Below are 25,501 nucleotides of genomic sequence, written 5' to 3' on the forward strand. Positions count from 1 at the left end.
GTCAGAAGGTGTCGTGGGGGACGTGGACGCCCCAGACGTCGCGCAGGGCGTGGGAGACCTCACCCACCGTGGCGCGCAGGCGCAGGGCCTCACGCATCGGGGGCAGGACGTTGTCGGTGCCGCGCGCAGCGGCGCGCAGCGCTTCCAGGGTCCGCTCGACGGCGTCGTTGTCGCGTTCCTTGCGCAGGGCCGCGAGGCGTTCGCACTGGTCGCTCTCGATCTGGGGGTCGACCCGTAGCGCCTCGTAGGGCTCCTCCTCGTCGAGGACGTACTTGTTGACCCCGACCACCGTGCGTTCCTGGTTGTCGATCTCCAGCGCGATCCGGTACGCGGACTTCTCGATCTCGGACTTCTGGAAGCCCTGCTCGATCGCCGCCACCGCGCCGCCGCGGTCCTCGACCGCTTGGATCAGTTCAAGGGCCGCCGCCTCGACGTCGTCCGTCATCGACTCCATGACGTAGGAACCGGCGAAGGGGTCGACGGTCTTGGTCACATCGGTCTCGTAGGCGATGACCTGCTGGGTGCGCAGGGCGAGCCGCGCCGCCTTCTGCGTGGGCAGGGCGATGGCCTCGTCGTAGGAGTTGGTGTGCAGGGACTGCGTGCCGCCGAGGACCGCGCCGAGGCCCTGAAGCGCGACCCGTACGAGGTTGGTCTCGGGTTGCTGCGCGGTCAGCTGCACCCCCGCGGTCTGCGTGTGGAAACGCAGCATCTGCGACTTGGGGTTCTTGGCCTTGAACTCCTCGCGCATGATGCGGGCCCAGATGCGGCGTGCGGCACGGAACTTCGCGATCTCCTCGAGCAGAGTGGTCCTGGCGACGAAGAAGAACGACAGACGTGGTGCGAAGTCGTCGACGTCCAGCCCCGCGGCGAGCGCGGCGCGCACGTACTCCTTCGCGTTGGCGAGCGTGAAGGCGATCTCCTGCGCGGGCGTGGCTCCGGCCTCGGCCATGTGGTAGCCCGAGATGGAGATCGTGTTCCAGCGGGGCAGCTCCTTGTGGCAGTAGGCGAAGATGTCGCTGATCAGACGCAGGGACTGCTGTGGCGGGAAGATGTACGTGCCGCGTGCGATGTACTCCTTGAGTACGTCGTTCTGGATGGTGCCGGTCAGCTGGTCACCAGTGATGCCCTGCTCGGCCGCCACCAGTTGGTAGAGCAGGAGCAGTGTCGAGGCGGGTGCGTTGATCGTCATCGATGTGGACACCTTGTCCAGCGGCAGCCCCTGGAACAGGGTGCGCATGTCCTCGATCGAATCGATGGCCACGCCGACCTTGCCCACCTCGCCACGGGCGATCGACTCGTCGGAGTCGTATCCCATCTGCGTCGGCAGGTCGAAGGCGACGCTCAGGCCGCCCGTTCCGGCGCCGACGAGTTCGTGGTAGCGCTCGTTGGACTCCTTCGCCGTGCCGAATCCGGCGTACTGCCGCATCGTCCACGGACGGCCGGTGTACATCGACGGGTACACACCACGTGTGTACGGGAACTTTCCCGGGGCGCCCAGCTTGGCGTCCGCGTCGAAACCCGTCAGCGCCCAACCGTCGTAGAGCGGCTGGATGGGCAGACCGGACTCGCTCTGTGCAACGGAACCCACGCCGGACCTCCTTCGGTACTCGATGTCTGATAGACGGTACTCAGTACCGTTCGCCGGGGCAAGTGGCTTCCGGGCACCGAGACAGGGAAGGATGGGCGGTCATGAGTGAGGATGGGTGGTCATGAGTAAGCCAGCCGCGCGGATCCGACTCGCGGATGCCGCCTTCGCGCTCTTCGACGAGCGCGGATACGAGCAGACCACCGTCGACGACATCGCCGAACGGGCCGGAGCAGGGCGCACGACGTTCTTCCGGCACTACAAGTCGAAGGAAGACGTGATCTTCCCCGACCATGACCGGCTGCTCGCACTGATCAAGGACCGGCTGGCCAGCTCCAGCCACAGCACCGCCCTGATCGCCGTGTCCGACGCGGTCCGCCTGGTTCTGCTGCACTACATCGACGAGGGCGACCTCGCGCACCGTCGGTACGCGCTGACCAGCAAGGTCCCCGTGCTGCGGGACCGGGAAATCGCCAGTGTGGCGCGGTACCAGCGACTGTTCCGTGAGTTCATCGCGGAGTGGATGGGGGACCCCACGGAGTCGGCGTCGCTGCGGGCCGAACTCATGGCGGCGTCCGTGGTCTCGGCCCACAACCATGTGCTGCGCCGCTGGCTCCGGGGCGAGTCCTCCGATCCCGTGGCCGAAATGGACGAGGCGATGCGCGAAGTACTCGCGCTCTTCCCCGCGCCCTCCGGCCCGGAGGACTCCGGCAACGGCGGCACAACGCTGGTGGCCTTCCGTACCGGCCAGGACCTGGACGCGCTGCTTCCCTCGCTGAGGCGTCTCGTCGAGGGCGGATCGGTGCGCTGAGGGCCCCGTCCGGAGCAGTCCTGCCCCGGATCGCCTCGCGGTGATCCCGACAGCGGTCACCTGGCTCCGTGGTGAACCGGACGACGACCGTGCCATCGGATGCTTCCGCGACGGGGTCACGACAAGATCCACCTCGCCGCTTACGACCACTGCCGGCACCTGGCGTTCCGTCTCACCGCAGGGCGGGGCCGGTGACGCACCCGCGCCGGCGGACGCCATGGCTCGCCTACGTGTTCCCCAGCTGCGAGGACGATCCCGGACCGGGCTGGAGTCCGGTGGCCGGCCGGTGTGTGCTGTTGAGCGGGGCGGTCGGGCCCGCCCTTGTTGCCGGGCGGGACGCGGACGAACACACGACGTTTCTCCTTACGGCCTTGCCTGCCCTGTCAGTTGGAGCGTGATCACGGCTTGTCAGTGGGTTCGAGGCGTTCGGTTGGGCCGGCGAAGGCCAGGAACAAGGAACGAGAGCTGAGAAGCCACTGGCCGTCGACCTTGAGGAATGTGTCTTCGTAGTGGCCCACTTGTGTGGGGGCCCGTGGGGGTGCGTAGCCGTCGGTATGTCCATCGACACGGTAGGTCGTGAAGTAGGTGGTTGCCGTGGCTGTTGCCTCGGATGTGACAGTGACCAGGATGTTCGTGCATATCCGGCGCGAGAGCCTGTCCGCGGGTCGGCCGGCGAAATAGGACCGGAGTGCGTCACGTCCCTGGACGCGGCGGTCTCCTTCCGTCCACTCCCAGACCCCGGTATCCGTGAACAGGCCGGCCACCTCGCCCGGGTTGCCGAGGTCGAGCTGGTGGACGAACTCGACGATGAGGCGCTCGCAAGCGCGCTCGGCAAACAGACGGTCCGTTGGATCAAGGACTTCAGTACTCATCCCCATGTCGTATCAGCGCGTCCAAGGGCGCCGCGACGGCTTTTTTGGCGCCGTCTGCATTCAGCTGCAGGACTATCCGGTCGACCTTGTCGAGCCCGTACAGGTATCAGGCGAACACCAATGAACGAGTTCACCGGCAAGGTCGCGCTCGTGACGGAAGCCTGGCGGGGTCCGTTCTCCGTGGCCACCAGGTCGGGGGTCGGCCGGCACACGGCATTCAGCCAGGCCCGATGGCTTTATGCCATTCGTTCGCAACTTGCCTCCAGCGCCGCCCGGCCCCGGATACACAGGAAGTCTGGGGTGGCGCGTTGCTGCCCGTACGGATGTGGTGGCGGGTCGTTTCGGGGGTCAGGGCGGTTGTTGACGATCAATGTGGGTGTGCTGCTCGTGGTGATCGTCTTGTTCCGGCTGCGCAGGCGTACGGAGTCCCGGAGCCGGTTGGACGAGAAGTGCACACCGTGACCATCGTTCTGGCGCTGGGCGTACTCATCGCCCCGACCCCGGTGGGGCAGGGAATCCTCAATTTCCTGGGTCAGCTCGCAAGTGGCGTCACGCAATCCGTGCACTGACGGCGACGCAGGTTCCGGCATGGTTCCCGGGCGGTAGGGCGAAGCCCATGAGCCGACCGAGTACGCCTCCGTATTGCGGTTCACGGTTTTGGAAAGCGGGGGAGTGATGGCGTCACGGCGACGGCGTTGGCGATTGAGGAAGCGGACGCGCCGACAGGTTCAAGGCTGGGGTGCGGTGGTGGCGGCGGCGGTCGTGGTGTGGGTAGCCGGGCACTGGACGATGGTGTGGCCCGTCTTCATGGCTGTGCTTGCCGCGGTCGTAGCGGCCGGGGCCGGCTGGATACTGCTGCGCTCGCACCGCCGGGCGGTAGACCAGGACCGGAGGTGGCGGGCGCAGGAGGAGGCCCGGGCACGGGAGCTGTCGATGGCCGATGTCGACGCCCTGTCGTGGCAGGACTTCGAGACGTACATCGCCGGTCTGTGCCGGCGGGACGGCTGCACGAAGGTCATCGTCAGCGGCAAGAGCGGCGATCTGGGCGCGGACGTCATCGGCTACCTCGCCGACGGCCGCAAACTGGTCATCCAGTGTAAAAAGTACGCCCCCGCCCGGGGGGTGGGTTCGCAGGACATGCAGAGGTTCGTCGGCACTGCCCGTCCTGAACACGGCGCAGACGTCGCACTGTTCGTCACCACCGGCCGCACGTTCACATCGGCCGCACTCGGCCTGGCCCTGCGTCAGGACGTGGTGGCCATGCACCGTGACCTGCTGGGCTCCTGGGTCAAAGGCGCGCACCTGGAATCCCTGATCCCGTTGAACGGAAGCGGCGGTGGCACTCGGCGGCGCCCACCTGCCTGACCGCATCGTCTCCCGTTAAGTCCCGTTGTGGTGGTCCTGTCGGCCAGCGCGCACGACAACGAGGCCGGCATCGCGTTGCTGGACCAGGCGGCCGAACGGTGCGGGATGCGCCTGGAGAAGGTCCTGGTCGACCAGGGCTTCGAGGACGCCGTGATCGTCCACGGCGCGGTAAACGACACCACCGTCGAGGTGGTCCGGCGCAGCCCCGCCGACGAGGGCAAATCAGCCCCAGGTACGACACGGCTTCGCGCGGTCCGACCGAAGTCGCCCCTCGGAACGGGAACTGCGGCTGACTCCACGGCCCGCTTGCCCCGGGACGATGGAACGGTCCCCGGAAAGCAGTACCCGTAGGGACAAGCGAGCGTCGTGAGCGTCGCCGGATCCAGCACGGCGGCGTGGCCGGCCTCGGTGCCGTGGGACTACCGATAGCGAGAGGAAGTACCGAAGATGGCCAAGCTGCAGAGCCTTGATCCGATTACGCCGATGTTCGCGCAGTTCAAGGAGAAGACCGGGCCCATCGTCCTGGCCAACACCTTCTTCGTTCCGAAGGAGAGGACTGAATCGTTCCTGGCCCTCTTTCGGAGGCAGGCGGAGTTCATGAAGGCTCAGCCGGGATTCGTCTCCTTGCAGATGCACAAGGGAACGGCGGACAGCCAGCTTCTGATGAACGTCGCGGTCTGGGAGTCGACCGAGGCGCTCGCCACGGCGTTCGGCAGCCCGGAGTTCCAGCGTATGGCGGCCGAGTTCCCCGACGACATCGTGTCGTACCCGCACATCTTCGAGCAGGTCGACGTATGACCCAGCAACGGTAGAGGCGTGACCGTGCTCGGCAGCGACTCCGCCCTGCACGGCACCGTCCCCTTCCATGGTCGACGGGTTCCTCGCCCCCGCTCTCGTGCACCGCGGCATTTCACGTCCGCCGACTTCGAGGTGGAGGGCAAGATCCTCGCCCACGACGGTGAAGTCCGCCCGCTACCGTGAGGGGCGAGCCGATGGCTGGTGCTCTGACCGTATGCGTTCGCCGGGGTGAAGTCCGTTGGCCCTTGGGGCGGTTGGATGTCGGCTTCTGCTGCGGGGCTCAGAAGGTAGTTGTGCGAGAACCGGTGCGAGTGCGCTGGTAGCGCGCGGGTGTGGTCCCGACGTGGCGTGTGAAGTGCCGGTTTAGATGGGCTTGGTCGTGCAGGCCAACGGTTGTGGCGACCTCGGCGGGTCGGCGGCCGTCGAGGAGAAGGCGACGTGCGTGTTCGATGCGCTTACCGGTGAGGTAGGCGTGTGGAGGCAGGCCGTATGTCTGCTTGAAGCAGCGGATCAGGTGTGTGGGGTGGGCATGCAGGATGGCTGCGGCCTCGTGCAGGGAGAGGCCGGTGTGGGTTCGTGAGTCCAGTAGTTCTCGCAGCTCGGCGGCGAGCCGGTTTGTCTCACGCCCCGGTGCGCGGGGCTGGAGCGCGGCGAGGTGGAAGTGGAGCCGTTCTCGGATGAACGAGAGTCGGGACTCGGCTTCGAACCCGTCTCCGGCATGGATCAGGGTTGTGTGCAGCTGGTCGATCCGCCGGCGTAACAGCCCATCTGTGAGGACCGGGGTGTCCGCTGCGCGGCCGGCCAAATCCTGCGGGAGAACGGAGTCGTCGAGGTAGAGGTTGCGCTTGCGGAACCCGGACTCGGTAACGGTCCGGCCGTCATGGGGGACGCCCGGAGGCAGCAGTAGGACGCTGGCGTTGCCCGTCGCCCCGTGGCGGCGACGGTCGAGGGCGAAGTCCACCGAGCCGTCATCGAGGATCATCAGGTCCCACGTGTCGTGGGTGTGGGCCGGATACGCGTGATCGGTGAAGTGAGCGTGGAAGACCTCAGCGATCCCGGGGACCGGTGGCTTCCAGGCGGTGATGGACGTGCCCGGGGCGGTCAGAGGCCATGCCAGGAACGTACAAGACTCACAGAGTCGGGGTGCGGCAGGCTCGTAACACCGGCTGGGGGGGGCGGAGAGGTCGCTCCCGGTGACCGGTCCCGAGGAAGGCTCGCCTATGTCCACATCGGCTGTTCCCGTCAAACTCGCAGAAAGGCTCGCGCAGTTCAGCGAGTTGTGGTCGCAGAAGAAAGTGGCGGTGCTCAACGACTACGAGGTCAAGCTGGCCAAACTGAAGGGGGAGTTCGTCTGGCACACCCACGAGGACACCGATGAGTTGATCCTGGTCATCAGCGGGCGGCTCACCATCCAGTTCAGAGATGGCGATGTGGTGTTGGAACCCGGCGAGCTGGTCGTAGTTCCCCGTGGTGTCGAGCACCGCACGGTGGCAGACGAGGAGACCGCGATTCTGCTGCTCGAACCGGCAGGCACGATCAACACCGGTGACGCAGGAGGGGCGATGACCAGGGCGGCCGAGACCCTCAACTGACGGTGCGGGCTCAGGCCGCGGCATTGAGGGGGCGTCCGCCCCAGCGGATGCCCCGTCCCCCAAGGGTGGGCCGGCCAGCTGCCGCATGATTTCGTCACGGAACCGGTCCGCCTGGTCACACGCCCTGGCGCCCTCGTACTTGGACAGTTCCAGCGCCCACGTCGTGTCCAGCTCGCCCGGCACTGCGCACAAGACCCACAGGTCGCAGGTGGCCGACTCTTTCCCGGTAGATGCCGGATAGGTCGGCGCCCCACCCCTCGCGACGCGTTGATCAGTCCTGCGCCACGTTCGCCGCGGTCACATTCTCGATCACGCGACCGAGCTTGGTCTTGGCCCGGATCAGGTCCTGGATGCGTGCGGCCATGCGGTCGCGTTCGATGATGAGCTGATCGAGCATGGCGGGGGTCGCGACGCCGGTGCTCACACATGGCAGGAGTTCGACGACGGTACGGCTGGAGAGGCCGGCCGCGAAGAGGTCCTGGATGAGCTGGACCCGCTCCAGGGCTTCGTCGGAATAGTCACGCTGCCCACCGGGCGTCCGCGCCGATTCCAGGAGCCGCTGTTCCTCGTAGTAGCGCAGGGCCCGCACGCTGACCCCTGACCGCCTGGCGAGCTGTCCGATGCGCATGACGCAGGTCACTCCCTTCCCGCCCGTACCTCACGTCGACGTCAGGTTGAGGCTAGCAATACCGGCTCCGGGGGCAGCCCTGCGGGCCGATCGAACCGTTGCCGGCGCCGAGATTGATCATGACCCGGTGGCGGAACCGAGCGCGTTCACCCGGTTCACGTACGCACGGCAGCCCTCGCGTCGTGCCGGGATCGCCGAGCCCGCCCGGGGCACATGGGTGTCGACCGTGACGGGCGGAGTGATCCCTCGTAGTGGCGCAGGCCCCCACGCTCGGCCCGGCCCGCTCGGCAACCTCACCCATCCGCGCCTGCCTCCTCCGGCCGGGGGGCAGTTGCGGCTTGCACCTCAACGGCCGGGCGGCAGTTGCGGCTTGCACCTCACGTCAACGTCAGGTTCTAGAGTGACGAGCGTCGGATGAACACGTCATTCCGGCCCGCCCGTCAAAGTAAGGCAGACCAATATGCGCGCAGCCCGGTTCCACGAATACGGCGGAGCGGAGAGCCTGGTGATCGAGCAGGCCCCCGACCCCCACCCCGGAGTTGGTGAGATCCGTGTCCGCGTCGCGGCGGCCGGCGTCAATCCCATCGACTGGAAGCTGCGCGCCGGCGCCCTGCACCAGCTGATTCCCCTGGAGCTGCCCGCCATTCCCGGGCGCGACGCCGCCGGTGTGGTCGACGAGATCGGCGACGGGGTACAGGGGGTGAGCATCGGCGACCGCGTCTTCGGACTGGGCGGTGTCACCGGGGCGACCGCAGAGCTGCTCATCCTCTCGGCCTGGGCGCACACCCCTGCCACGTGGAACGACGAGCAGGCCGCGGGCGCCGGTCTCGCGTCCGTGACCGCGATGCGTGGGCTCGACGCGCTCGGCTCCCTCGCGGGGCGCGCCCTTCTCGTCGAGGGTGCCGCCGGAGGCGTGGGCAGCGCGGCGGTCGAGTTCGCGGTAGCGCATGGTGCCACTGTGATCGGGACAGCCAGTGAACGCAACCACGAGTTCCTCACCGAACTCGGCGCCGTTCCCACCACCTACGGCCCCGGCCTCGCGCAGCGTCTGTCCGCTCTCGCCCCGCGCGGAGTCGACATCGTGCTCGACACCGCGGCCTCCGGATCGCTGGACGACCTCGTCGCGATCGCGGGCGACCCGAAGCGCGTCGCGACGGTCGCCGACCATGCGGGCGGGCAGCGCCTGGGCACCCATGTGGTCAACGCGGAGAACGACTCCACTCTCCTGTCCGCGGCGGCGGAACTGGGCGGGCAAGGCCGCTACACACCCCGTATCGAACAGGCCTACCCCCTGGAGCGGATCGCCGACGCCCACGCGCACGCCGAGCGCGGACGCACCCGAGGAAAGATCGTGATCTGCATCTGAACAGGCCGCTCTGTATCTGAACAGGCCCACGAGGTAGGTAACTCGCAACGTGCGGGCCTGCGTGGCGAGCGTGCCCTCGATCGGTACCGGTGAGCGGCGCTGACATCAGCAAAGGCGTGGACCCGTCAAGCAGGCTTCACCGAAGTGGCTGTTCAGCGGCCTGGTGCAGCGGCGCCTGTGCGGAGTCCGTGTAGCGCTTCGCGGCCTTCTCATCGAGCCCGCACACCTCGGCGAGGCGAGGCGAGGCGAGGCTAGGCAAGGCAAGGCAAGGCAAGGCAAGGCAAGGCAAGGCGAGGCGAAGCGGGTCGGGTCGGGCCCGTGCCTGAGTGCTTCACAGAGTTGCAGGTCGACGCGGAGCCGCTCCAGTGTTGGGGCGAGCAGCGGCCGACAGCGCGGCCTGCCGCTCGCCCCTCGGACGGACCCGAGTCAGTCGTCCAGGCGGCGCTCGGCGAGCCAGCCGACGATCTCGGGGTCGTGGTGGTCGAAGAACAGCGAGACACCGGTGTCGAGCGTACCGATCCGAGCCATCTGCTCGTCGGTGAGCTGGAAGTCGAAGACGTCGATGTTCTCCGCCATGCGCTCGGCACGCACGGACTTGGGGATGGCGATGACACCGCGCTGGTTCAGCCAGCGCAGTACGACCTGCGCGACCGACTTGCCGTACTCCTTGCCGATCCCGGCCAGCAGAGCGTTGCTGAACAGGTCGTTCTTGCCTTCGGCAAAGCCGCCCCACGACTGAATCTGCACGCCGTGCTCGCGCATCAGGTCCTGGTAGCCGGCGCGCTGGAAGAAGGGGTGGGTCTCGATCTGGTTCACCGCGGGAGTGATGTCGTTGTTGACGATCAGGTCGAGCAGCCGGTCGGGGTAGAAGTTGGCGACACCGATCGCCCTGGCCGTCCCCTCGCGGTTGAACGCCTCCATGGCGCGCCACTGGCCGTAGACGTCGCCGAAGGGCTGGTGCATCAGGTACAGGTCGAGGTAGTCCAGTCCCAGCTTGTCGAGGGACGTCTCGAAGGCACGCTTGGTGTTGTCCTCGGCGGGGGCGTCCTGGACCCACAGCTTGGTGGTGACGAACAGGTCGTTGCGGTCGATGTTGCTGGACCTGATGGCGCGGCCCACGGCTTCTTCGTTGCCGTAGGCGGCGGCGGTGTCCAGCAGGCGGTAGCCGGCGGCCAGCGCCTCGGAGACGGCGCGCTCGGTGTCCTCGGCGGGGATCTGGTAGACGCCGAAGCCGAGGATCGGCATCTCTACGCCGTTGTTGAGGGTTACGGATTGCATGGGTCGTCCTTGGCTGAGGGGGCGGGGGTCAGGGGGTGACGAGGGCCTTGAGGACCTGGCGGTCGGCCATGGCCCGGTAGGCGTCCGGTGTCCGGCCGAGGGCGAAGGTCTGGTCGAAGACGCGGCCGGGAGCGATGGTGCCGTCCAGGACGTCGGGCAGCAGCTGCTCGATGTAGGCGCGGGCCGGGCTGGCGCCACCGGTCAGCGTGATGTTGCGCATGAAGGCGGCCGGGCCGATGGGACCCTCCTCGTACTGCGGGACGCCCAGGCGGCTGATGGTGCCGCCGTCCAGGACCGCGCCGAGCGCGGTGTCGAGGGCCTGGCGGGTGCCGACGGCCTCGATCACCTTGTCCACGCCGCCGGTCAGCTCGCGGATGCGCGCGATGCCTTCCTCGCCGCGTTCGGCCACCACGTCGGTGGCACCGAATTCGCGGCCCAGGCCGGTGCGGGCTGCATGGCGGCCGGCGAGCACGATCCGCTCGGCACCGAGCCGCTTCGCGGCGATCACCGCGCACAGGCCGACCGCGCCGTCGCCGACGACCAGCACCGCGTCGCCGCGGCCGACGCCGGCGGTGACGGCGCCGTGGTGGCCGGTGGTCATCACGTCCGACAGGGCCAGCAGCGACGGCAGCAGCGCGGAGTCGGCGGCCACCGGCAGCTGCACCAGGGTGCCGTCCGCGTACGGGACGCGGACGGCTTCGCCCTGCCCGCCGTCGACGCCGTCGAAGCCGTAGCGGCCGCCGTTGCGGCACGAGATGTGCAGGCCCTTGGCGCAGTAGCCGCAGGTGTTGTCGCTGTACGTGAACGGGGCGACAACCAGAGCACCGGCCTTCAGGCCGGACACGTCCGCGCCGGTCTCCTCGATGACGCCGAGGAACTCGTGCCCCATGGGACGGCCCGTCTCGGTGGCAGGCATCGACCGGTAGGGCCACAGGTCGCTGCCGCACACGCAGGCGGCTACGACGCGGACGAGGGCGTCGGTCGGCTTCACGATCTTCGGGTCGGGCCGGTCCTCGACGCGGACGTCACCGGCCCCGTACATCAGGGCTGCACGCATAAGAGGTACTACTCCAAACGGGGGGTTCTGGGAGGTGCGGAAGGTCAGCGTTCGAGCATCTGCGCCTGGGCCTCGGTGTGGGTGTCGCCGGCGGCGGGCGGCAGGCTGCTGAGCTGTGCGAGCTGCTCGGCGGTCAGGGTGACGGTGTCGGCGGCGGTGTTCTCCTCGACCCGGCTGACGCGCTTGGTGCCGGGGATAGGGGCGATGTCGTCGCCCTGGGCGAGCAGCCAGGCCAGCGCGACCTGCGCGGGCGTGGCGCCGACCTCGTCGGCCAGCCCCTTGACCTCGTCGGCGAGGGCGAGGTTGTGCTGGAAGTTCTCACCGGTGAAGCGCGGGTTGTCGCGGCGGAAGTCACCCTCGTCGAACTGGTCGGTGGAGCGGACCGTGCCCGTCAAAACCCCGCGCCCGAGCGGGGAGAACGGCACCAGACCGATGTTCAGCTCCCGCAGCACCGGCAGGACGCGCTCCTCGATGCCGCGGGTGAACAGGGAGTACTCGGACTGCACCGCGGTGACCGGCTGCACGGCGTGCGCCCGCCGGATGGTGTCCGGGCCGGCCTCCGAGAGACCGAAGGCGCGTACCTTGCCCTCGGCGATCAGCTCACCGACGGCGCCGGCGGTCTCCTCGATCGGGGTGTTCGGGTCGACGCGGTGCTGGTAATACAGGTCGATGTGGTCGGTGCCCAGCCGCTTCAGTGAACCCTCCACGGCGGTACGGATGTTCGCCCGGCTGGAATCCAGGTTCCAGGCACCTTCTCCGCCGTGGGACACGAGACCGAACTTGGTGGCCAGTACGACCTGGTCCCGGCGCCCCTTGAGCGCCCTCCCGAGCAGCTCCTCGTTGGTGTACGGGCCGTAGATCTCGGCGGTGTCGATGAGTGTGACGCCGAGCTCCAGCGCCCGGTGCACGGTCCTGATCGACTCGGCGTCGTCCGTGCCGGAGCCGGTGTAGCCGTGGGACATCCCCATCGCGCCCAGACCGATCCGGGAAACCTCCAGGTCACGCAGCTTGTTGTAACGCATGTCGTCCTCTCCGCATCGTGGCGTCGCCCGGCGCACCTTCGCTCTCGCCCGGCCCGGCAGACCGTGCCTGCGAGGGCCACCGGTGGGATCCGGGGTTGGTTGCTCATTCAGCTTCGCCCGGATTGCGTCGATGTGGCAGGGCGGGCTCTTCGGGGGTAATGACAGGGCCCCCCTGGCACCTGCGGACCAGGTCGAGCGCGAGTGAGACTGGAGTCATGGCAACAGACAGTGCGCACAGTGAAGGCGCCGAGCTGGGCCGCTACCTGCGCGCCCGCCGCACCCAGACCAGCCCCGAACACGTCGGCCTCACCGTCGGCTCCGGTGTCCGCCGCACCCCGGGCCTGCGCCGCGAGGAGCTGGCCACGCTCTCCGGCATCAGCATCGACTATTACGTGCGCCTGGAACGCGGCAAGGAGACCCGCCCCAGCCCCGCCGTCCTCGACTCGCTCGCCCGCGCCCTGCACATGGACGACCAGGAGCACCAGCATCTGCGTGAGCTCGCCGCCCGTGCCGCCCGCTACGCCCCGGAACCGCCGCCCGCGCCCAGCCGAACCGTGCGCCCCCACCTCAAGCTGCTGCTTGAATCACTGCGCCCGAACCCGGCCTACGTCATCAGCCGCAGCATGGACATGCTCGCCTGGAACCCCGGCGGCCTCGCCCTGTACGCGGGCCTTGAGGATTGGCCGGCCAAGCACCGCAACCTCGCCCGCTACCTCTTCCTGCACCCCGCGGCGCGCGACCTGTTCCCCGACTGGGACCGGCAGATCACCGCGTGCGTGGCCCGTCTGCGCGCCGTCGCCGGCACCGCCCCGGACGCACCGGACCTCACCAACCTCGTCGGCGAACTCCTTCTGAAAAGTCCTGACTTCGCGGGCCTGTGGGAACGCTACGAAGTCACCGGACGCAAACCCGCCCACAAGACCTTCCAACACCCACAGGTCGGCACGGTGACCCTCACCTCGCAATCCCTCCAGGTGGAAGGCACTCCCGGCCAGCGCATCGGTGTCTACACCGCCGAACCCGGAACCCCCGACCATGACGCCCTGCTCCTGCTGGACATGAGCGCGCCGCAGCCGGCGGAACGCCCCGCGCCGGCCTCGGAATCCACTGGTCAGCAGACCCGCAGGGACTGACCGCACGGGAGGCTCATTCGGCGGGTTCTGCGGTGGTGCGGTGCTGGTCGGCCGCCCAGGAGGCAAGGATCCGCAGGCCGTCGTGGGCGGGAGAACCGGCCTCGGCGGTCCATACGACGAGCTGCTGGTCGGGGTCGGTGCTGGCCGTCAGAGTGTCCCAGTCCAGGGAGAGTTCACCGGCGATCGGGTGGTTGAGAACCTTCGTGCCCACGCTGAGCGTGGCGACATGGTGCGCTGCCCACCACTGACGGAAGTCCTCGTCCTGAACGCACAACTCGCCGACCAGAGCGGTCAGTCGGGGGTCGTCCGGATACTTCGCCGCTTCCATACGCAATTGCGCAACCGCAGTGCGGGCGACGCCTTTCCAGTCGGCGTACAGGGTGCGCATCGCCGGGTCGGTGAAAAGAATACGTACGTAATTACGGTGCTTTTCCGGGACCGCGCCGAAGTCGGTCACGAGCGCCGCTGCCAGGGGATTCCAGGCGATGACGTCCATCCGGCGGCCCATCACGACGGCGGGTGTGGCGGTGAGGTCGTCCAGGACCCTGCGCAGCTGCGGCTGCACCTTCTGCCGGGCCCTGCGGCGAGGGCGTGCGGTCTCTTTACCCGCCAGGCCGAACACGTAGCGCCGCTGGTCATCATCGAGATGCAGGGCCTGGGCCACCGCCTCCAGCACCGGTGCCGACGGGGGCAATCTGCCCTGCTCCAGGCGCGTGTAGTAGTCGGTGGAGATCGCCGCGAGCTGGGCGACCTCTTCCCTGCGCAGCCCGGCGACCCGGCGCTGCCCGCCGCTGTCGGGCAAGCCCACTCCTCGCGGGCTCAGCTCGGAGCGGCGGGCCTTGAGGAACTCGCCCAGCTCGTTCAGATGCGGTGTCGGACTCATACCCCCAGTGTGGCAGCGGAAGGGCTTGGTGTGAGGGGGAAGAATTCTTCCCAGGATGCTTCTTTCCCAGGAACAAACCCTCCTCTGCACGTGCGCCCGCAGAAGTGTCAGCCTGAATTGCACGAGACAGAGGACGAGGGAAGGAAAAGAGCGTCGTGCCGGAAAAGGAATCCGCAGCGCAGCAGGCCATCGGCGATATAACCCCCAAGCTCGCCGGCCTCACCGACCAGGTGCTGTTCGGCGACGTGTGGGAGCGAGAAGGGCTCTCCCCGCGGGATCGCAGCCTGGTCACCGTCACCGCGCTGATCGCCCTGTACCGCTCCGACCAGCTCGGCTTCCACCTCAAGCTCGCCCTGGAAAACGGACTGACCGAGGCGGAGCTGAGCGAAGCCATCACCCATCTGGCGTTCTACGCCGGCTGGCCCAACGCCATGGGCGCCGCCGGTCAGCTGAAGGCCGTCCTGGCGTCCGCCGACGCCGCCCACCACTGAACCCCGACGACGCAGGAGCGTTCCCGTTCTCATGAGCAAGGTCATCTTCGTTACCGGTGCGGGCCGCGGCCTGGGCACCGACATCGCCCGCCAGGCCCTGGCCGCCGGCCACCAGGTCGTCGCCACCGGCCGCCGCCCCGAAAACGTGCTCAATGCGCTCGGCGGCGAGCAGAACAACCTGCTGGTCACCGCGCTGGACATCACCAGCACCGCCGCGGCCCGGGCGGCCGTCGATGCTGCCGTGGCCCGCTTCGGCCGCATCGACGTGCTGATCAACAACGCCGCGACCTTCCAGGCCGGCTACTTCGAGGAGATCTCCGAGGCGCAGATGCGGGCGCAGATCGAGACGAACCTGTTCGGCCCGATGAACGTCACCCGCGCCGTACTGCCCGTCATGCGCAAACAGCGTGCCGGTCACGTCGTCACGATCTCCTCGCTGGCCGGTGTGATCGGCCAGGAGTTCTGCGTCGCCTACGCCGCATCCAAGTTCGGTGTCGAAGGCTGGATGGAATCCCTGCACTTCGACCTGGAGCCCTACGGCATCAGGACGACGATCGTCGAGCCCGGCTTCTTCCGCACCGAACTGCTCGTGGACGCCTCCACCAGCTGGGCGGAGGGCTCGATCGAGGACTACGCCGAGCGCACCGCGGAGACCAAGAAGATGTGGCAGTCGATGAACGGTCGGCAGGCCGGCGACCCTGCCAAGCTCGCCGACGCCTTGTTGAAGGTCGTCGGCCTGGAGGAGCCACCGCTGCGGTTCGTCGCCGGCGATGACGCCGTACCCGCCATCGAGGCCAAGGGCAAGGAGATCGCCGACCAGGCCGTCGCGTCGCGCGCCCTGGGCACCGGCCTCTCCCGCGACGACGCGGCCTGATGGCGTCGGCCCCGGTATCCCGGGGCTGGAGCAGACGCACCGTTCTTAACTCGCGGCGCCATCCCGGCCGCTGACACTTGCCCAAATCAAGGAGAGCCCCCCATGGAATTCGTCAAGACCCAGCCCACCGGCAAGGGGCCCGCGGAATGGTTCAACGGAGACGTCTGGTTCGACGTCATCCACGCCGGAAAGGAGCCGTCCCGTATTCGGGCCAACATGGTGCGCTTCGCTCCCGGCGCCCGCACCGCGTGGCACCACCACGCTGTCGGCCAGACGCTGCACATCGTCGCCGGTACCGCCCTGATCGGCACCCGTGACGGCACCGTCTACGAGGCCCGCCCAGGCGAGACGGTGACCTGCCCGCCCGGCGAGGAGCACTGGCACGGAGCGACCGAAGACCGCTTCATGGAGCACCTCGCCCTGTGGGATGCCGTCGCCCCCGGCGACGACCGGCCCGAGACCACCTGGCTGGAGCACATCACCGACGCGCAGTACAACGCCGGGCGCACCAGCAGCCACTGACCCCCGCGCTGCCCGTGAAAGGAGCCCCGCCCATGGCCGAGACGACGATGACCGCTCTGTTCGGCGGCACCGGACCTGACTGGACCGCCCGGCAGGTTCCCGTACCCGAACCCGGTCCCGGGCAGATCGTGGTGCGCGCCCGTGCGACGGCCCTGAACAACGCCGACGCCTCCATGCTCGCCGACGCCGACCCCACCTCCGGCGGCACCGGCAAGGAGTACCGGGCCGGCTACGAGTTCGCCGGCGAGGTCACCGCCATCGGTGAGGGCGTCGACACACCCGCCGTGGCGAGCGGGTGATGGGTACCACGCCGGGCAGCTTCGCCCAGTACGTCCTGGCCGACCACCGCCACGTCCTGCTGGTCCCCGAGCAACTCGGCTACGCGGAGGCGTGCGCGCTGCCCACCGGGCTGCTCACCGAGCACGGCGCCCTCATGGCCGCCGGGTTCCAGGCCGGGCAGTCGGTGCTGATCACCGGAGCCACCTCCAGCATCGGCCTGATCGGCGTACAGATCGCCAAGGCACTCGGCGCGGGACACGTCATCGCCACCACCCGCAGCGCAGCGAAGCGCTCCCTGCTCAGCAGGGCGGGGGCCGACACCGTCGTGGTCACCGGCGAACAGGACCTTGCCCAGGCGGTGCTGGACGTAACCGACGGCGAGGGTGCCGACGTTGCCCTCGATCACGTCGGCGGCCCCGCCTTCGCCGCCTGCCTGCGGGCCACCCGCACCGACGGCGTCGTGGTCAACATCGGCCGCCTCGACACGGCCGAGTCCACGATCGACCTCGATGCCCTCTCCTACCGCCACCTGCGCGTCGCGGGCGTCTCCTTCGGCTTCACCCGGCCCGCCGAACTGGGCCACGTCATCGCCGCTGCGGGAAAGCACCTGCTGGAGGCCGTGGCCGACGAACGAGTCCGGCCACTGATCGACACCACGCTGTCCTTCGCCACCGCCGCCAAGGCCGCAGAGCGCCTGCGCTCCCACGAGGCTCACGGAAAGATCATCCTCACTGTCCCCTGATGCCGGCCCATGCTGCGGGGAGTGCGACGCACCACCACGGAACCCGTACGGGACACCGCTATGGACCACGGTGTCCCGTACGGGTTCCGTGCCGTTCCGGGCTGGGTTCGCCGCCTCAGCCGCCCCCTCGGCCCCGACCGCATCGTCGACGGCGTTCTGCCACCGTGCGTACCGGCACCTGCCACGCCGTCAGCAGCAGACTTGCCTTCCCGATGCCCCTGGCCGACGTGCAGAGCGGCAGCGAGGACGAGTGTGTGGAACTGCCAAGCGGTAACGGGCTGGACGGGGATATAAGCGGAACATAAGCTTCGGGGCCGGTCGTCCTTCGACGGCCGGTTTTCGTACCCGTGGGGGGTTCTCTCAGTCATGTCGCATACGCCTGCCTTCACACCACCGCGCAATCTGTACGTCGGACCGCGGTTGAAGCCGACCAAAGGACTGTCCCTGGCCGTCACCATGTTGCTCGCGTTGTGCGCCGCGACGGACGTCTTCTCGGTCGTCGCCCACGTCAACATGTACCGCCTGCTGGGGGGCGTCTCGGACGGCGGGTTCGCCTCCTACGCAGTGGAGGACGGGGAGCGGGCCGACCGGCTGGTCGGCTTGGGCAGCAACGTTTACATGGTGGCGCTGGCCGCGACCGCGGTCGTGTTCATCGTCTGGTTCCACCGGTCCCGCAAGAACGCCGAGGTCTTTGCCCCGGACATCCAGGGCCGACGCGCGGGCTGGGCGATCGGAGGCTGGTTCATCCCCCTCGGAAGCCTCTGGATACCGCACGGCATCGCCTCCGCGTCCTGGGACGCCAGCTCCCCGGCCGCACCCGACGGCTCCCGGCGCGCAGCGCCGCGGACGCTGCTGACCGCGTGGTGGGCCGCATGGGTCATCTCGCTGGTCCTCGGCAAGCTCGGATCGGCACTGAGCAGGTCGGACGACCTCGACGCGTACCGGCAGTCGGTGGGCGTCATGCTCGCCGGTGACGCCGTTGACATCGTGGCCGCCGTCCTCGCGATCTTCTTCGTACGGAAGCTGACACACATGCAGCGCACCAAGGCAGCGGAGGGACCGTACGCGACCGTTTGATCCGGTGCCGTGTTCAGGGGTAGCGACGCGCACTCGCTACGACTGGGCACGGCGACAGCGGGCGGGCGAGCGGACGGCCAGGCAGGAACTCCCTCCCGCACCCGGCACGAGCACCGGCATTCCGCCCTGACCCGCCTCGGTGAACAGGGCGCCTCGCCATTGATGCTGACGGCGAAGTCCCGGCACAAGGGGCCGGATGGTGTACGCCTCTGCTTCGAACCGTCTCCCGCATCGATCGCCGGGCTCAGGCGCCGGCTCGCGCCGGAAGGCGGTAATCGCTGGGCCGCGTTCCTCGATCCTTCTCGGCGGCGACGGCGGAGGCGGAAAGGAGGGTCGCGGCGGCGAGGCTGCCCCAGAGGGCGGCCGAGCCGCGGGAGGCGAGAGCAGTGACGATCGCCGGGGAGACGGCGAGGCCGAAGCCCGTGGAGAGCTGGAAACGGGTGAGGGCGTGCCCCAGGACATGGGCCGGGGCGAGGGCAGTGACGAGCGCGGTGGCGCTGCCGGCGTAGATGATCTCGCCGATGGTGCAGACCACGGACACCACGGCGACGGCCGGGGCACCCCAGCCGTGTCCCAGTGAGGTGGCCGCGAAGAAGCCGAGGTAGGACGCGGCCAGCACCACGCCGGCGAGAGCCAGCACGGTCCGCCGGGCGAAGCGGGACATGAAGACGGTGACCGGAACCTGCAGCGTGACCACCAGCACCGTGTTCGCCACGAAAATGGCCCCCGACCACACCGGGGAAGCGTGTAACTGCGTCACCAGGACCAGGGGAAGCGCGATTTCGGGGATGTTGAGGCAGAAGACGTAGATCACGTTGGCAGCCAGCAGCACGCGCATCCGGGGTGCGGGTTCGTCGTCCCGGTCCTTGGCCGCGGCAGCGCCCGGATATGCACGCAGATGGACCGACCATGCCAAGGCCGCCGCGGCGAGGTAGGCGAGGCCGGTGACGGCCGCCAGAGCCTGCAACGCGGTGGTGCCACCCGCCAGGCACGCCGTGGCCAGGAGTCCACCGGCGCCCAGGCCGGCGTTGCGCAGCGCACGGCCCCCTGCGAGAGCGGCGTCGCGTTCGCGGCCGTGGGCGACCGTGGACACCAGGGCCGCATGGGCAGCCGGCCACGCCTGGTTGCCGATGCCGAGGAAGAGCGCCGCCGCCGTGAACAGCCACGGGTGCCCCGCCGGGGCGGCCAGCAGCAGCGCCACACCCAGCACCCGCACCAGCATCGACGCCGCCACGACCGTGCTGCGCGCGCCCCGGTCCAACCATCGCCCCACCGCGGGCATGCACACCAGAGCCACGACGCTGCCTGCCGTCATGGCGATGCCGGTGGCCGACACGGACAGCTTCAGCACCGCCACCCCGTAGAGCAGCAGAAAGGGACGCAGGAAGCCGGTGCCGAGCGCGTCCACGGCCAGGGCGACGGCATAGCGGGGGCCTCCGGAGGCACGGACGAGAGCGCGCGGCTGGATATACGTTTTCGTTGCCATGGCGTCAACGGTGCGTTCGGCAGCCCGGGCCGGGCGCGTCGGTTGACGGACACCGTCAACCGACGCGGTCGTCGGCCATGCGAGCGGCGATGATGAGGAGATGACGTTGAGAATCGACATCGGCGGTCCGCCGTCGGGGCAACTGCGGTTCACCGCCTCCCCGCTGGCCGAGCTGACCGCGATGCTTCACGTGCTGGCCGAACCCGCACATCACCCGCAACTCGCCGGCTGGGCTGGGGACGTCTGGGCCGGGCTGCGGCCGGAACTGGCCGAGCGGCTCAGGGAAGCGGAGTTCCTCTGGCGTTCCTCACGAGCCGACTTCCTGGTTCCCGCCCGTCCCCGGCCGACCCTCGCCGAGGAGCTGGACGACGTGGACCGGATCGACGACGAAACCTATGTGACCGCAGCGCTCATCACTACGTGCGGCAGCAACCGGGTCCACTTCGCCGGACCGTCGCCGCTCGCCGACGCGACGGCGCGCGAGCGCGCCCTGGACCTGGCCCAGGCCCGCGGCGCACTCCAAGAGGCCTTCGCGGAACGGCTGCTCGCGGACCCGGCCGCTGTGCGGGCACGGGTGCGTCACACCCTCGAACAGTGCGCCGACGCATTCTTCGACACCGCCTGGACGGGCGTCGCCGTGCAACTCGCCACCGATCTGCGCCTGAAGAACGACCTGTTGAAGCGCCAGGGCGTCGGGGCGGCGCTCGCATCGGTCTCCGGCGCCGTCACCCTGGCACCGGACGGCAACTGCATCATCGTGGACAAGCTCCAGGACAGAGCGACCACCGCCCACGGCACCGGGGTCACGTTCGTCCCCAGCGTCTTCGGCCGCCCGCACCTGGTAGCGGTCCACGCGCCCGGGTGGCACCCGGTGGTGCAGTACCCCGTGACCGAGCCGAGCCCCTCGGCGCCGGTGCCGCTGGAAACAGTCACGCTACGGCTGGAAGCACTCGCGCATCCGGTACGGCTGCGGCTGCTGCGCACCCTGGCCCGCGGCCCGCACACCACCGGTGAACTGGCGCACGCCTGGGAACTCTCGCCCCCGGAGGTCTCCCGCCACCTCGCTGTCCTGCGCCGCGCGGGCCTGCTCACGACCCGGCGACACGGGCGCTACGTCCAGTACACCCTCAACCTGCCCGAGATGACGACGCTGGGCACGGACCTGCTGGCGGCCGTCCTGCGCTGAGCAGTTTCGTTCTGCCGAAACGCGGCGACCGCCGCGTTCGCGACATCGTCCTACTCGGCAGGGCGCCGAGCCGCCCGTCGCGACCGCAGGCCGCCCTCGGGCAGTCGGGCAGCGCACCGGCTGCATCCGCCCCGGCCGTATCGCGCCGGGCCATGGCTCACGGCCCTGCCCGCCGCTGAACTTCACGGTCTTCTCGGTGCTCGGCTTCTTGGTGCCCGACACGGACACCTTGCGGCCGGCCCGATGTGCCGTGGGACGGTGGACCGCGCCTCGGTGCCGCCGATCCGCAGCGTGACGCCCTCGGCCCCGGTACAGCCGGACACGTCGGCCAGGGCGACCACGGGTCGGCCAAGTCAGCGATCAACCCGAGCTTCTCGTGCGGCTGTTCGTGTCCTGGCATCAGGGCGCCGGGTCGCGCGTGAACCATGACCGACGCGACCGGCTCAAGAGACGACTGGCTTCTCATGCCGCCCCGGCGGAATATGAAACCACTCGGCAAGGTTCCAGGGACAGTTCGCCGGGGCCTGCCCGGTCAGGACACCTTCAGAGAGAAGATGTGACGATGCGTGCTGTCATCCTGTCCGAATACGGTGGCTCCGACGTGCTCCGCATCAGCGAGGTCCCGACCCCTGAGCCGGGCGACGGTCAGATCCGTATCCGGGTCTCGGCGGCCGCGTTGAACCCCGCCGACGCTTTGATTCGTGCCGGCGCACTGGCCTCGCGTGTCCCCGTGCGGGACCACTACATTCCCGGTCTCGACGTCGCGGGAATCGTCGATGCCCTCGGCGGCGGCGTCCACAGCTTCGAGGTCGGCGACGCCGTGATCGGCATGTCCGACTGGCCGGACACCCAAGCCGGCACGCACGCCGAGTACGTCGTCCTGCCCGCCACGGCCGTCGCTGCCGCACCCCAGCACGCGAGCCCGGTGCAGGCAGCGACGCTTCCGCTGAACGGACTCACCGCCCGGCAGGCGCTGGACCTGCTCGCCGCGGCCGACGGCGCGACCGTGGCGATCACCGGTGCCGCAGGCGCCGTAGGCGGCTATCTCGTCGAGCTGGCGGCCGAGCGTGGCCTGCACGTCGTCGCCGTCGCCGGATCCCAGGACGAGGAACTGGTGCGCAAGTTGGGTGCCAGCCTCTTCGTACCGCGCTCTGACGACCCCGCCGCTGCGATCCGCGCGGCAGTTCCCGGCGGAGTCGCCGGGCTGATCGACGCCGCGGCCCTGGGCGAATCAGTGATCGGTGCGCTAGGAGACGGCGGCACGTTCGTCAGTGTTCTCGGCGCCGGCCCAGCAGCGGAACGCGGGATCCGTGTCTCCCAGGTCCAGGTACACAGCGACGCGGTGCAACTCGCCGAGCTGGCTACCCTCGCGGACGCCGGCCTCGTCACCCTACGGGTGGACCGGACGATGCCGTTCTCGGAAGCCGCTGCAGCCCACGACACGCTGGCCTCGCGCGGCCTGCGCGGGCGCATCGTGCTCGTGCCCTGATGAGCTGACCGCCGTCCACGCACCGGCCCGAACACAACTGACTGGCCGACCACTTGGCGTCGATCCGGTCACCGCCGACCCGCGGTGGGACCGGACGGCCCAGACCGGCGCCGCCTGGGCCGACGCCTGCCTTGCCCTCGTTCGGGACGAGGGATACGTCTACGCCCAGGCGGAGATCGACACAGGAGGGCGTCTGTCCGAGGAGACCCCCGCCACCTGGCCCTCGACTCGCGCATGCTGAGTCAGCAGACCTCCGGCACCTCTCTGTCAGCCTTGGGTGGGACGGCCCGCCCACCGGGACGGCGGACGGGCCGTGAAGCGGCTGAGCGGGAGGAATCAGGACTTCGGTCGTCCCCCGTACCGACTCCAGAACATGACAGACGCCGGTCGGTAAACCCGATCCAGGCCGCAGTTGAGCTCCCGCTCTTCCTGTTCCTCGCTGACGGCCCGCTGTCCGGCCGCCCGTTGAGGCCGGGGGCAAATCAACCCCGGCGGTCAACCGGATTGACGGAGCAGTACTTGAAGGGCAAAGATCTCAGGGAATTGACAACGTTGTCACAGGAAGGATCGCGATGAGAGCATGGAAACGCGTGTTCGCCGCCGTGTTGCTCGCCACCACTGTGGTCGCGGCATCCGCCACCCCAGGCGTCGCAGATGCCAAGGAGCGGGGACCGAAGTTCGCCGATGACCCCACCACACTGGTCGACACGTCGATCGGCAACAACGGCGACGGGACCACATTCCCGGGCGCCACCGTCCCGTTCGGCATGGTGCAGCTGAGCCCGGACACGCAGCTCAACCAGTACGCCTCCTATGACTACAAGCAGGACACGATCCTCGGCTTCAGCCACACCCACCTCTCGGGCGTCGGCTGCCAGACGATGGGCAACTTCCGTTTCATGCCGACCACCGGGGCGGTCACGTCGTCCGACCCGGCGCAGTACGGTGCGAAGTTCAGCCACGACAACGAGACCCGCGCGCCGGGTTACTACGGAGTGAAGTTCAACAACGGTATCCAGGCCGAGCTCTCCGCGACCCAGCGAACCGGGCAGCACCGCTACACGTACCCCGCCGGATCCGGCCCCGAGAACGTGCTGATCGAGACCGGCGAGAGCAATGGCAGCACCTATGCCGGTGACGTCCACGTCGTCGGCAATGACACCGTCGAGGGCTGGCTCCAGGGCGGCAACTTCTGCGGTGAGACCGGGAAGGAACGCTACCGGATCTATTTCAGCGCCAAGTTCGACCGGAAGTTCTCAAGCTTCGGCACCTGGACCGACGGCACCATCACCCCGAACCAGCGCGACGCATCGCGTGGCACCAAGCGCGCCGGCGCCTATGCGACCTTCGACCCGGCCAAGGGCAACCAGGTCGGCACTTCGGTGGGCCTGTCCTACACGTCGATCGACGGCGCACGCCTCAACCGCAAGGCCGAGCAGCCGAAGTCGTTCGACAAGGCCCGTGCCGCCGCGCACAACACCTGGCAGGAAGAGTTGAACCGGATGCGCGTGGCCGGTGGCAGCACCGCCGACCAGCGCACGTACTACAGCGCGCTCTACCACTCGCTGCTGCACCCGTCGATCGGGTCCGATGTGGACAACCGCTACCGCGGCTTCGACGACAAGGTGCACCGCGCGGATTCCACGTACTACCAGATGTTCTCGCTCTGGGACACCTACCGCTCGCAGAACCAACTGGTGGACCTGCTGAACCCGGACAAGGCCACTGATATGGCCAAGTCCGTGCTGCACATCTACCAGGACGGTGGCTGGCTGCCGCGCTGGGCGCTCGGCAACAGCGAGACCAACGTGATGAGCGGCGACCCCGTCACGCCGTGGATCGTCGACATCTACAACCGCGGCCTGCTCGACAAACGCACCGCCCGCCAGCTCTTCGGCGCGCTGTGGAAGAACGCCAACGAAGTCCCCGCGGACCAGTCGATCTTCCGTGGCCGTGACGGTAACCCTACATACGTCAAGAACGGCTGGGTCGGCTACCAGAACCTGCCCGGGTACAAGTACGGCGACAGCCGCCAGTCGGGCTCGGCCACACTTGAGTACTCGCTCGCCGACTGCGCGCTGTCCACGATGGCCAGGGGCCTCGGCTACCAGGGCAGGGCCACGACGCTCGCCTCTCGCTGCGACAACTTCACCAAGCTGTGGGACCCCACCGTCACCTCGCAGGGTTTCTCCGGGTTCCCGGTGGCCAAGAACGCGGACGGCACCATTGCCGGCGACCCCGATCCCGCCCAGGCCGGCGCGTTCCACGAGGGCACCGCGTGGCAGTACGAATGGCTCGCGCAGCAGGACCCGAAGACGCTCTTCGGGCTCATGGGCGGCCCTTCGCAGGCCGAGCAGCGGCTCGACAAGTTCTTCGACATGCCGACCGTGCTCACCGACCCGGCGAAGGCGGCTTCGGACTCGTGGGTGACCGGCGCGTACGACTACCACAACAACTTCGCGTTCAACCCCAACAACGAGCCCGACTTCCACGCGCCGTGGATGTACACGTGGACGGACGCGCCGTGGAAGACCTCCGCCGTGCTGCGTGCGATGCGGACGCTCTTCACCGACGACGTGTACGGAATGCCCGGCAATGACGACCTCGGCGCCACTTCCTCGTTGCTCGTCTTCGCCATGGCAGGAATCTTCGAGCCCCAGCCCGGCTCCGCCACCTACGTGATCACAGCGCCCATGTTCGAGAAGGTCGAGATCCGGCCCGAAGACGGACGCACGATCAGCATCGATGCCCCGGGCGCCAACGCGTCGAAGCTCCAGTACGTGTCCTCCGTGGACACCGGCAAGGGGAAGTTGCGCCAGAGCTGGCTGTCCCACAAGGACCTGCTCCGCTCCGGCACGATCAGGATCAACCTCTCGGACAGGCCGACGAGTTGGGGCGCCAACGCCGCCCCGCCCGCCATGGCCCGGCCCTGAGGCTCGGGGTGCGGTCCCTCCCATGAGGGTCC

At 68.8% G+C, this 25,501-nt stretch carries 24 protein-coding genes and 2 pseudogenes; 17 read left to right on the forward strand and 9 right to left on the reverse strand.

Going from position 1 to position 25,501, the window contains the following annotated elements; genetic code table 11:
* Position 1: 1 nt before the first annotated feature.
* A complete protein-coding gene (locus OG385_RS32850) occupies positions 2-1,588 on the reverse strand; it encodes a methylmalonyl-CoA mutase (RefSeq protein ID WP_266860397.1) in 1,587 nt (528 codons plus the stop codon).
* Positions 1,589-1,709: 121 nt separating this feature from the next.
* Here OG385_RS32850 and OG385_RS32855 point away from each other — a divergent pair, with 121 nt between their 5' ends.
* On the forward strand, positions 1,710-2,396 hold the full coding sequence (locus tag OG385_RS32855) for a TetR/AcrR family transcriptional regulator (protein WP_266860399.1): 687 nt from the start codon (positions 1,710-1,712) through the stop codon (positions 2,394-2,396).
* A 398-nt stretch (positions 2,397-2,794) separates the two neighbouring features.
* Here OG385_RS32855 and OG385_RS32860 read toward each other — a convergent pair whose 3' ends face one another.
* On the reverse strand, positions 2,795-3,268 hold the full coding sequence (locus OG385_RS32860; RefSeq protein WP_266860401.1) for a nuclear transport factor 2 family protein: 474 nt from the start codon (positions 3,266-3,268) through the stop codon (positions 2,795-2,797).
* 357 nt (positions 3,269-3,625) lie between these two features.
* On the opposite strand from OG385_RS32860, the pseudogene OG385_RS32865 reads away from it, so the two are divergent.
* The 4 genes and pseudogenes from OG385_RS32865 (at position 3,626) to OG385_RS32880 (ending at position 5,431) form a co-directional block, all read left to right on the forward strand.
* Positions 3,626-3,837: pseudogene (locus OG385_RS32865) on the forward strand (hypothetical protein).
* Positions 3,838-4,075: 238 nt separating this feature from the next.
* The gene (locus OG385_RS32870; protein WP_266860403.1) at positions 4,076-4,633 is read left to right on the forward strand and encodes a restriction endonuclease; all 558 of its coding nucleotides are present in this window, start codon (positions 4,076-4,078) and stop codon (positions 4,631-4,633) included.
* Between the two features lie 27 nt (positions 4,634-4,660).
* Positions 4,661-4,855: pseudogene (locus OG385_RS37415) on the forward strand (IS5/IS1182 family transposase); the annotation flags it as partial.
* Positions 4,856-5,080: 225 nt separating this feature from the next.
* Positions 5,081-5,431, forward strand: a complete 351-nt coding sequence (locus OG385_RS32880; protein ID WP_266860407.1) for an antibiotic biosynthesis monooxygenase — start codon at positions 5,081-5,083, stop codon at positions 5,429-5,431.
* A gap of 280 nt (positions 5,432-5,711) precedes the next feature.
* On the opposite strand, the gene OG385_RS32885 is transcribed toward OG385_RS32880, so the two are convergent.
* Complete coding sequence (locus OG385_RS32885; protein WP_266861313.1) at positions 5,712-6,536, reverse strand: AraC family transcriptional regulator; 825 nt, start codon at positions 6,534-6,536, stop codon at positions 5,712-5,714.
* 115 nt (positions 6,537-6,651) lie between these two features.
* Here OG385_RS32885 and OG385_RS32890 point away from each other — a divergent pair, with 115 nt between their 5' ends.
* Positions 6,652-7,023, forward strand: a complete 372-nt coding sequence (locus OG385_RS32890; RefSeq protein WP_266860409.1) for a cupin domain-containing protein — start codon at positions 6,652-6,654, stop codon at positions 7,021-7,023.
* A 271-nt stretch (positions 7,024-7,294) separates the two neighbouring features.
* Here OG385_RS32890 and OG385_RS32895 read toward each other — a convergent pair whose 3' ends face one another.
* Positions 7,295-7,651, reverse strand: coding sequence for a MerR family transcriptional regulator (locus OG385_RS32895; protein ID WP_266860411.1), 357 nt, complete (start codon positions 7,649-7,651; stop codon positions 7,295-7,297).
* Between the two features lie 460 nt (positions 7,652-8,111).
* Between OG385_RS32895 and OG385_RS32900 the strand changes: the two genes are divergently transcribed.
* Positions 8,112-9,017, forward strand: a complete 906-nt coding sequence (locus OG385_RS32900) for an NADP-dependent oxidoreductase (RefSeq protein WP_266860413.1) — start codon at positions 8,112-8,114, stop codon at positions 9,015-9,017.
* A 426-nt stretch (positions 9,018-9,443) separates the two neighbouring features.
* On the opposite strand, the gene OG385_RS32905 is transcribed toward OG385_RS32900, so the two are convergent.
* Genes OG385_RS32905 through OG385_RS32915 form a run of 3 tightly spaced genes read right to left on the reverse strand, consistent with a single transcriptional unit; the run spans position 9,444 to position 12,374 of the window.
* Positions 9,444-10,295: an aldo/keto reductase gene (locus OG385_RS32905; RefSeq protein WP_266860415.1), complete on the reverse strand. Its 852-nt coding sequence runs from the start codon at positions 10,293-10,295 to the stop codon at positions 9,444-9,446.
* 28 nt (positions 10,296-10,323) lie between these two features.
* Positions 10,324-11,352: an alcohol dehydrogenase catalytic domain-containing protein gene (locus OG385_RS32910; protein WP_266860416.1), complete on the reverse strand. Its 1,029-nt coding sequence runs from the start codon at positions 11,350-11,352 to the stop codon at positions 10,324-10,326.
* Positions 11,353-11,396: 44 nt separating this feature from the next.
* Positions 11,397-12,374 (reverse strand): aldo/keto reductase, encoded by a 978-nt coding sequence (locus tag OG385_RS32915; RefSeq protein WP_266860418.1) that lies wholly within the window; start codon positions 12,372-12,374, stop codon positions 11,397-11,399.
* A 215-nt stretch (positions 12,375-12,589) separates the two neighbouring features.
* Here OG385_RS32915 and OG385_RS32920 point away from each other — a divergent pair, with 215 nt between their 5' ends.
* Complete coding sequence (locus tag OG385_RS32920) at positions 12,590-13,507, forward strand: helix-turn-helix transcriptional regulator (RefSeq protein WP_266860420.1); 918 nt, start codon at positions 12,590-12,592, stop codon at positions 13,505-13,507.
* A 13-nt stretch (positions 13,508-13,520) separates the two neighbouring features.
* Here OG385_RS32920 and OG385_RS32925 read toward each other — a convergent pair whose 3' ends face one another.
* Entirely contained in the window at positions 13,521-14,390 is an 870-nt protein-coding gene (locus OG385_RS32925) for a helix-turn-helix domain-containing protein (RefSeq protein ID WP_266860422.1), read from the reverse strand.
* Between the two features lie 155 nt (positions 14,391-14,545).
* Here OG385_RS32925 and OG385_RS32930 point away from each other — a divergent pair, with 155 nt between their 5' ends.
* The 6 genes from OG385_RS32930 (at position 14,546) to OG385_RS32955 (ending at position 18,375) form a co-directional block, all read left to right on the forward strand.
* The gene (locus OG385_RS32930; protein ID WP_266860424.1) at positions 14,546-14,881 is read left to right on the forward strand and encodes a carboxymuconolactone decarboxylase family protein; all 336 of its coding nucleotides are present in this window, start codon (positions 14,546-14,548) and stop codon (positions 14,879-14,881) included.
* 31 nt (positions 14,882-14,912) lie between these two features.
* Positions 14,913-15,755 (forward strand): SDR family oxidoreductase, encoded by an 843-nt coding sequence (locus tag OG385_RS32935; protein ID WP_266860426.1) that lies wholly within the window; start codon positions 14,913-14,915, stop codon positions 15,753-15,755.
* A 102-nt stretch (positions 15,756-15,857) separates the two neighbouring features.
* Complete coding sequence (locus OG385_RS32940) at positions 15,858-16,277, forward strand: cupin domain-containing protein (RefSeq protein WP_266860428.1); 420 nt, start codon at positions 15,858-15,860, stop codon at positions 16,275-16,277.
* A gap of 32 nt (positions 16,278-16,309) precedes the next feature.
* A complete protein-coding gene (locus OG385_RS32945) occupies positions 16,310-16,576 on the forward strand; it encodes a hypothetical protein (protein WP_266860430.1) in 267 nt (88 codons plus the stop codon).
* Positions 16,576-17,298 carry a zinc-binding dehydrogenase gene (locus OG385_RS32950; protein ID WP_266860431.1) on the forward strand — a complete coding sequence of 241 codons (723 nt, stop codon included), beginning with the start codon at positions 16,576-16,578 and terminating at the stop codon, positions 17,296-17,298. The genes OG385_RS32945 and OG385_RS32950 overlap by 1 nt, the downstream gene beginning before the upstream one ends.
* A gap of 366 nt (positions 17,299-17,664) precedes the next feature.
* Positions 17,665-18,375: a DUF4328 domain-containing protein gene (locus tag OG385_RS32955; protein WP_266860432.1), complete on the forward strand. Its 711-nt coding sequence runs from the start codon at positions 17,665-17,667 to the stop codon at positions 18,373-18,375.
* 244 nt (positions 18,376-18,619) lie between these two features.
* Here the strand turns inward: OG385_RS32955 and OG385_RS32965 are convergent, their stop codons facing one another.
* Positions 18,620-19,861: an MFS transporter gene (locus OG385_RS32965; RefSeq protein ID WP_266860433.1), complete on the reverse strand. Its 1,242-nt coding sequence runs from the start codon at positions 19,859-19,861 to the stop codon at positions 18,620-18,622.
* Positions 19,862-19,961: 100 nt separating this feature from the next.
* Between OG385_RS32965 and OG385_RS32970 the strand changes: the two genes are divergently transcribed.
* The 3 genes from OG385_RS32970 (at position 19,962) to OG385_RS32980 (ending at position 25,469) form a co-directional block, all read left to right on the forward strand.
* Positions 19,962-21,047: a helix-turn-helix domain-containing protein gene (locus OG385_RS32970; protein ID WP_266860434.1), complete on the forward strand. Its 1,086-nt coding sequence runs from the start codon at positions 19,962-19,964 to the stop codon at positions 21,045-21,047.
* Positions 21,048-21,609: 562 nt separating this feature from the next.
* Positions 21,610-22,536 carry an NADP-dependent oxidoreductase gene (locus tag OG385_RS32975; protein WP_266860436.1) on the forward strand — a complete coding sequence of 309 codons (927 nt, stop codon included), beginning with the start codon at positions 21,610-21,612 and terminating at the stop codon, positions 22,534-22,536.
* Between the two features lie 572 nt (positions 22,537-23,108).
* On the forward strand, positions 23,109-25,469 hold the full coding sequence (locus OG385_RS32980; protein WP_266860438.1) for a GH92 family glycosyl hydrolase: 2,361 nt from the start codon (positions 23,109-23,111) through the stop codon (positions 25,467-25,469).
* The last annotated feature ends 32 nt before the right edge of the window (positions 25,470-25,501 follow it).

The organism is Streptomyces sp. NBC_01306 (assembly GCF_026340465.1).
Lineage (GTDB): Bacteria > Actinomycetota > Actinomycetes > Streptomycetales > Streptomycetaceae > Streptomyces.

What these genes read in the sequence shown, in the direction of transcription:
- OG385_RS32855 (WP_266860399.1), top strand. Translation starts at nt 1,710, where the DNA reads ATGAGTAAGCCAGCCGCGCGGATCCGACTCGCGGATGCCGCCTTCGCG.
- OG385_RS32860 (WP_266860401.1), bottom strand. Translation starts at nt 3,268, where the DNA reads ATGAGTACTGAAGTCCTTGATCCAACGGACCGTCTGTTTGCCGAGCGC.
- OG385_RS32870 (WP_266860403.1), top strand. Translation starts at nt 4,076, where the DNA reads ATGGCTGTGCTTGCCGCGGTCGTAGCGGCCGGGGCCGGCTGGATACTG.
- OG385_RS32880 (WP_266860407.1), top strand. Translation starts at nt 5,081, where the DNA reads ATGGCCAAGCTGCAGAGCCTTGATCCGATTACGCCGATGTTCGCGCAG.
- OG385_RS32890 (WP_266860409.1), top strand. Translation starts at nt 6,652, where the DNA reads ATGTCCACATCGGCTGTTCCCGTCAAACTCGCAGAAAGGCTCGCGCAG.
- OG385_RS32895 (WP_266860411.1), bottom strand. Translation starts at nt 7,651, where the DNA reads ATGCGCATCGGACAGCTCGCCAGGCGGTCAGGGGTCAGCGTGCGGGCC.
- OG385_RS32900 (WP_266860413.1), top strand. Translation starts at nt 8,112, where the DNA reads ATGCGCGCAGCCCGGTTCCACGAATACGGCGGAGCGGAGAGCCTGGTG.
- OG385_RS32905 (WP_266860415.1), bottom strand. Translation starts at nt 10,295, where the DNA reads ATGCAATCCGTAACCCTCAACAACGGCGTAGAGATGCCGATCCTCGGC.
- OG385_RS32910 (WP_266860416.1), bottom strand. Translation starts at nt 11,352, where the DNA reads ATGCGTGCAGCCCTGATGTACGGGGCCGGTGACGTCCGCGTCGAGGAC.
- OG385_RS32915 (WP_266860418.1), bottom strand. Translation starts at nt 12,374, where the DNA reads ATGCGTTACAACAAGCTGCGTGACCTGGAGGTTTCCCGGATCGGTCTG.
- OG385_RS32920 (WP_266860420.1), top strand. Translation starts at nt 12,590, where the DNA reads ATGGCAACAGACAGTGCGCACAGTGAAGGCGCCGAGCTGGGCCGCTAC.
- OG385_RS32925 (WP_266860422.1), bottom strand. Translation starts at nt 14,390, where the DNA reads ATGAGTCCGACACCGCATCTGAACGAGCTGGGCGAGTTCCTCAAGGCC.
- OG385_RS32935 (WP_266860426.1), top strand. Translation starts at nt 14,913, where the DNA reads ATGAGCAAGGTCATCTTCGTTACCGGTGCGGGCCGCGGCCTGGGCACC.
- OG385_RS32940 (WP_266860428.1), top strand. Translation starts at nt 15,858, where the DNA reads ATGGAATTCGTCAAGACCCAGCCCACCGGCAAGGGGCCCGCGGAATGG.
- OG385_RS32945 (WP_266860430.1), top strand. Translation starts at nt 16,310, where the DNA reads ATGGCCGAGACGACGATGACCGCTCTGTTCGGCGGCACCGGACCTGAC.
- OG385_RS32950 (WP_266860431.1), top strand. Translation starts at nt 16,576, where the DNA reads ATGGGTACCACGCCGGGCAGCTTCGCCCAGTACGTCCTGGCCGACCAC.
- OG385_RS32955 (WP_266860432.1), top strand. Translation starts at nt 17,665, where the DNA reads ATGTCGCATACGCCTGCCTTCACACCACCGCGCAATCTGTACGTCGGA.
- OG385_RS32965 (WP_266860433.1), bottom strand. Translation starts at nt 19,861, where the DNA reads ATGGCAACGAAAACGTATATCCAGCCGCGCGCTCTCGTCCGTGCCTCC.
- OG385_RS32970 (WP_266860434.1), top strand. Translation starts at nt 19,962, where the DNA reads ATGACGTTGAGAATCGACATCGGCGGTCCGCCGTCGGGGCAACTGCGG.
- OG385_RS32975 (WP_266860436.1), top strand. Translation starts at nt 21,610, where the DNA reads ATGCGTGCTGTCATCCTGTCCGAATACGGTGGCTCCGACGTGCTCCGC.
- OG385_RS32980 (WP_266860438.1), top strand. Translation starts at nt 23,109, where the DNA reads ATGAGAGCATGGAAACGCGTGTTCGCCGCCGTGTTGCTCGCCACCACT.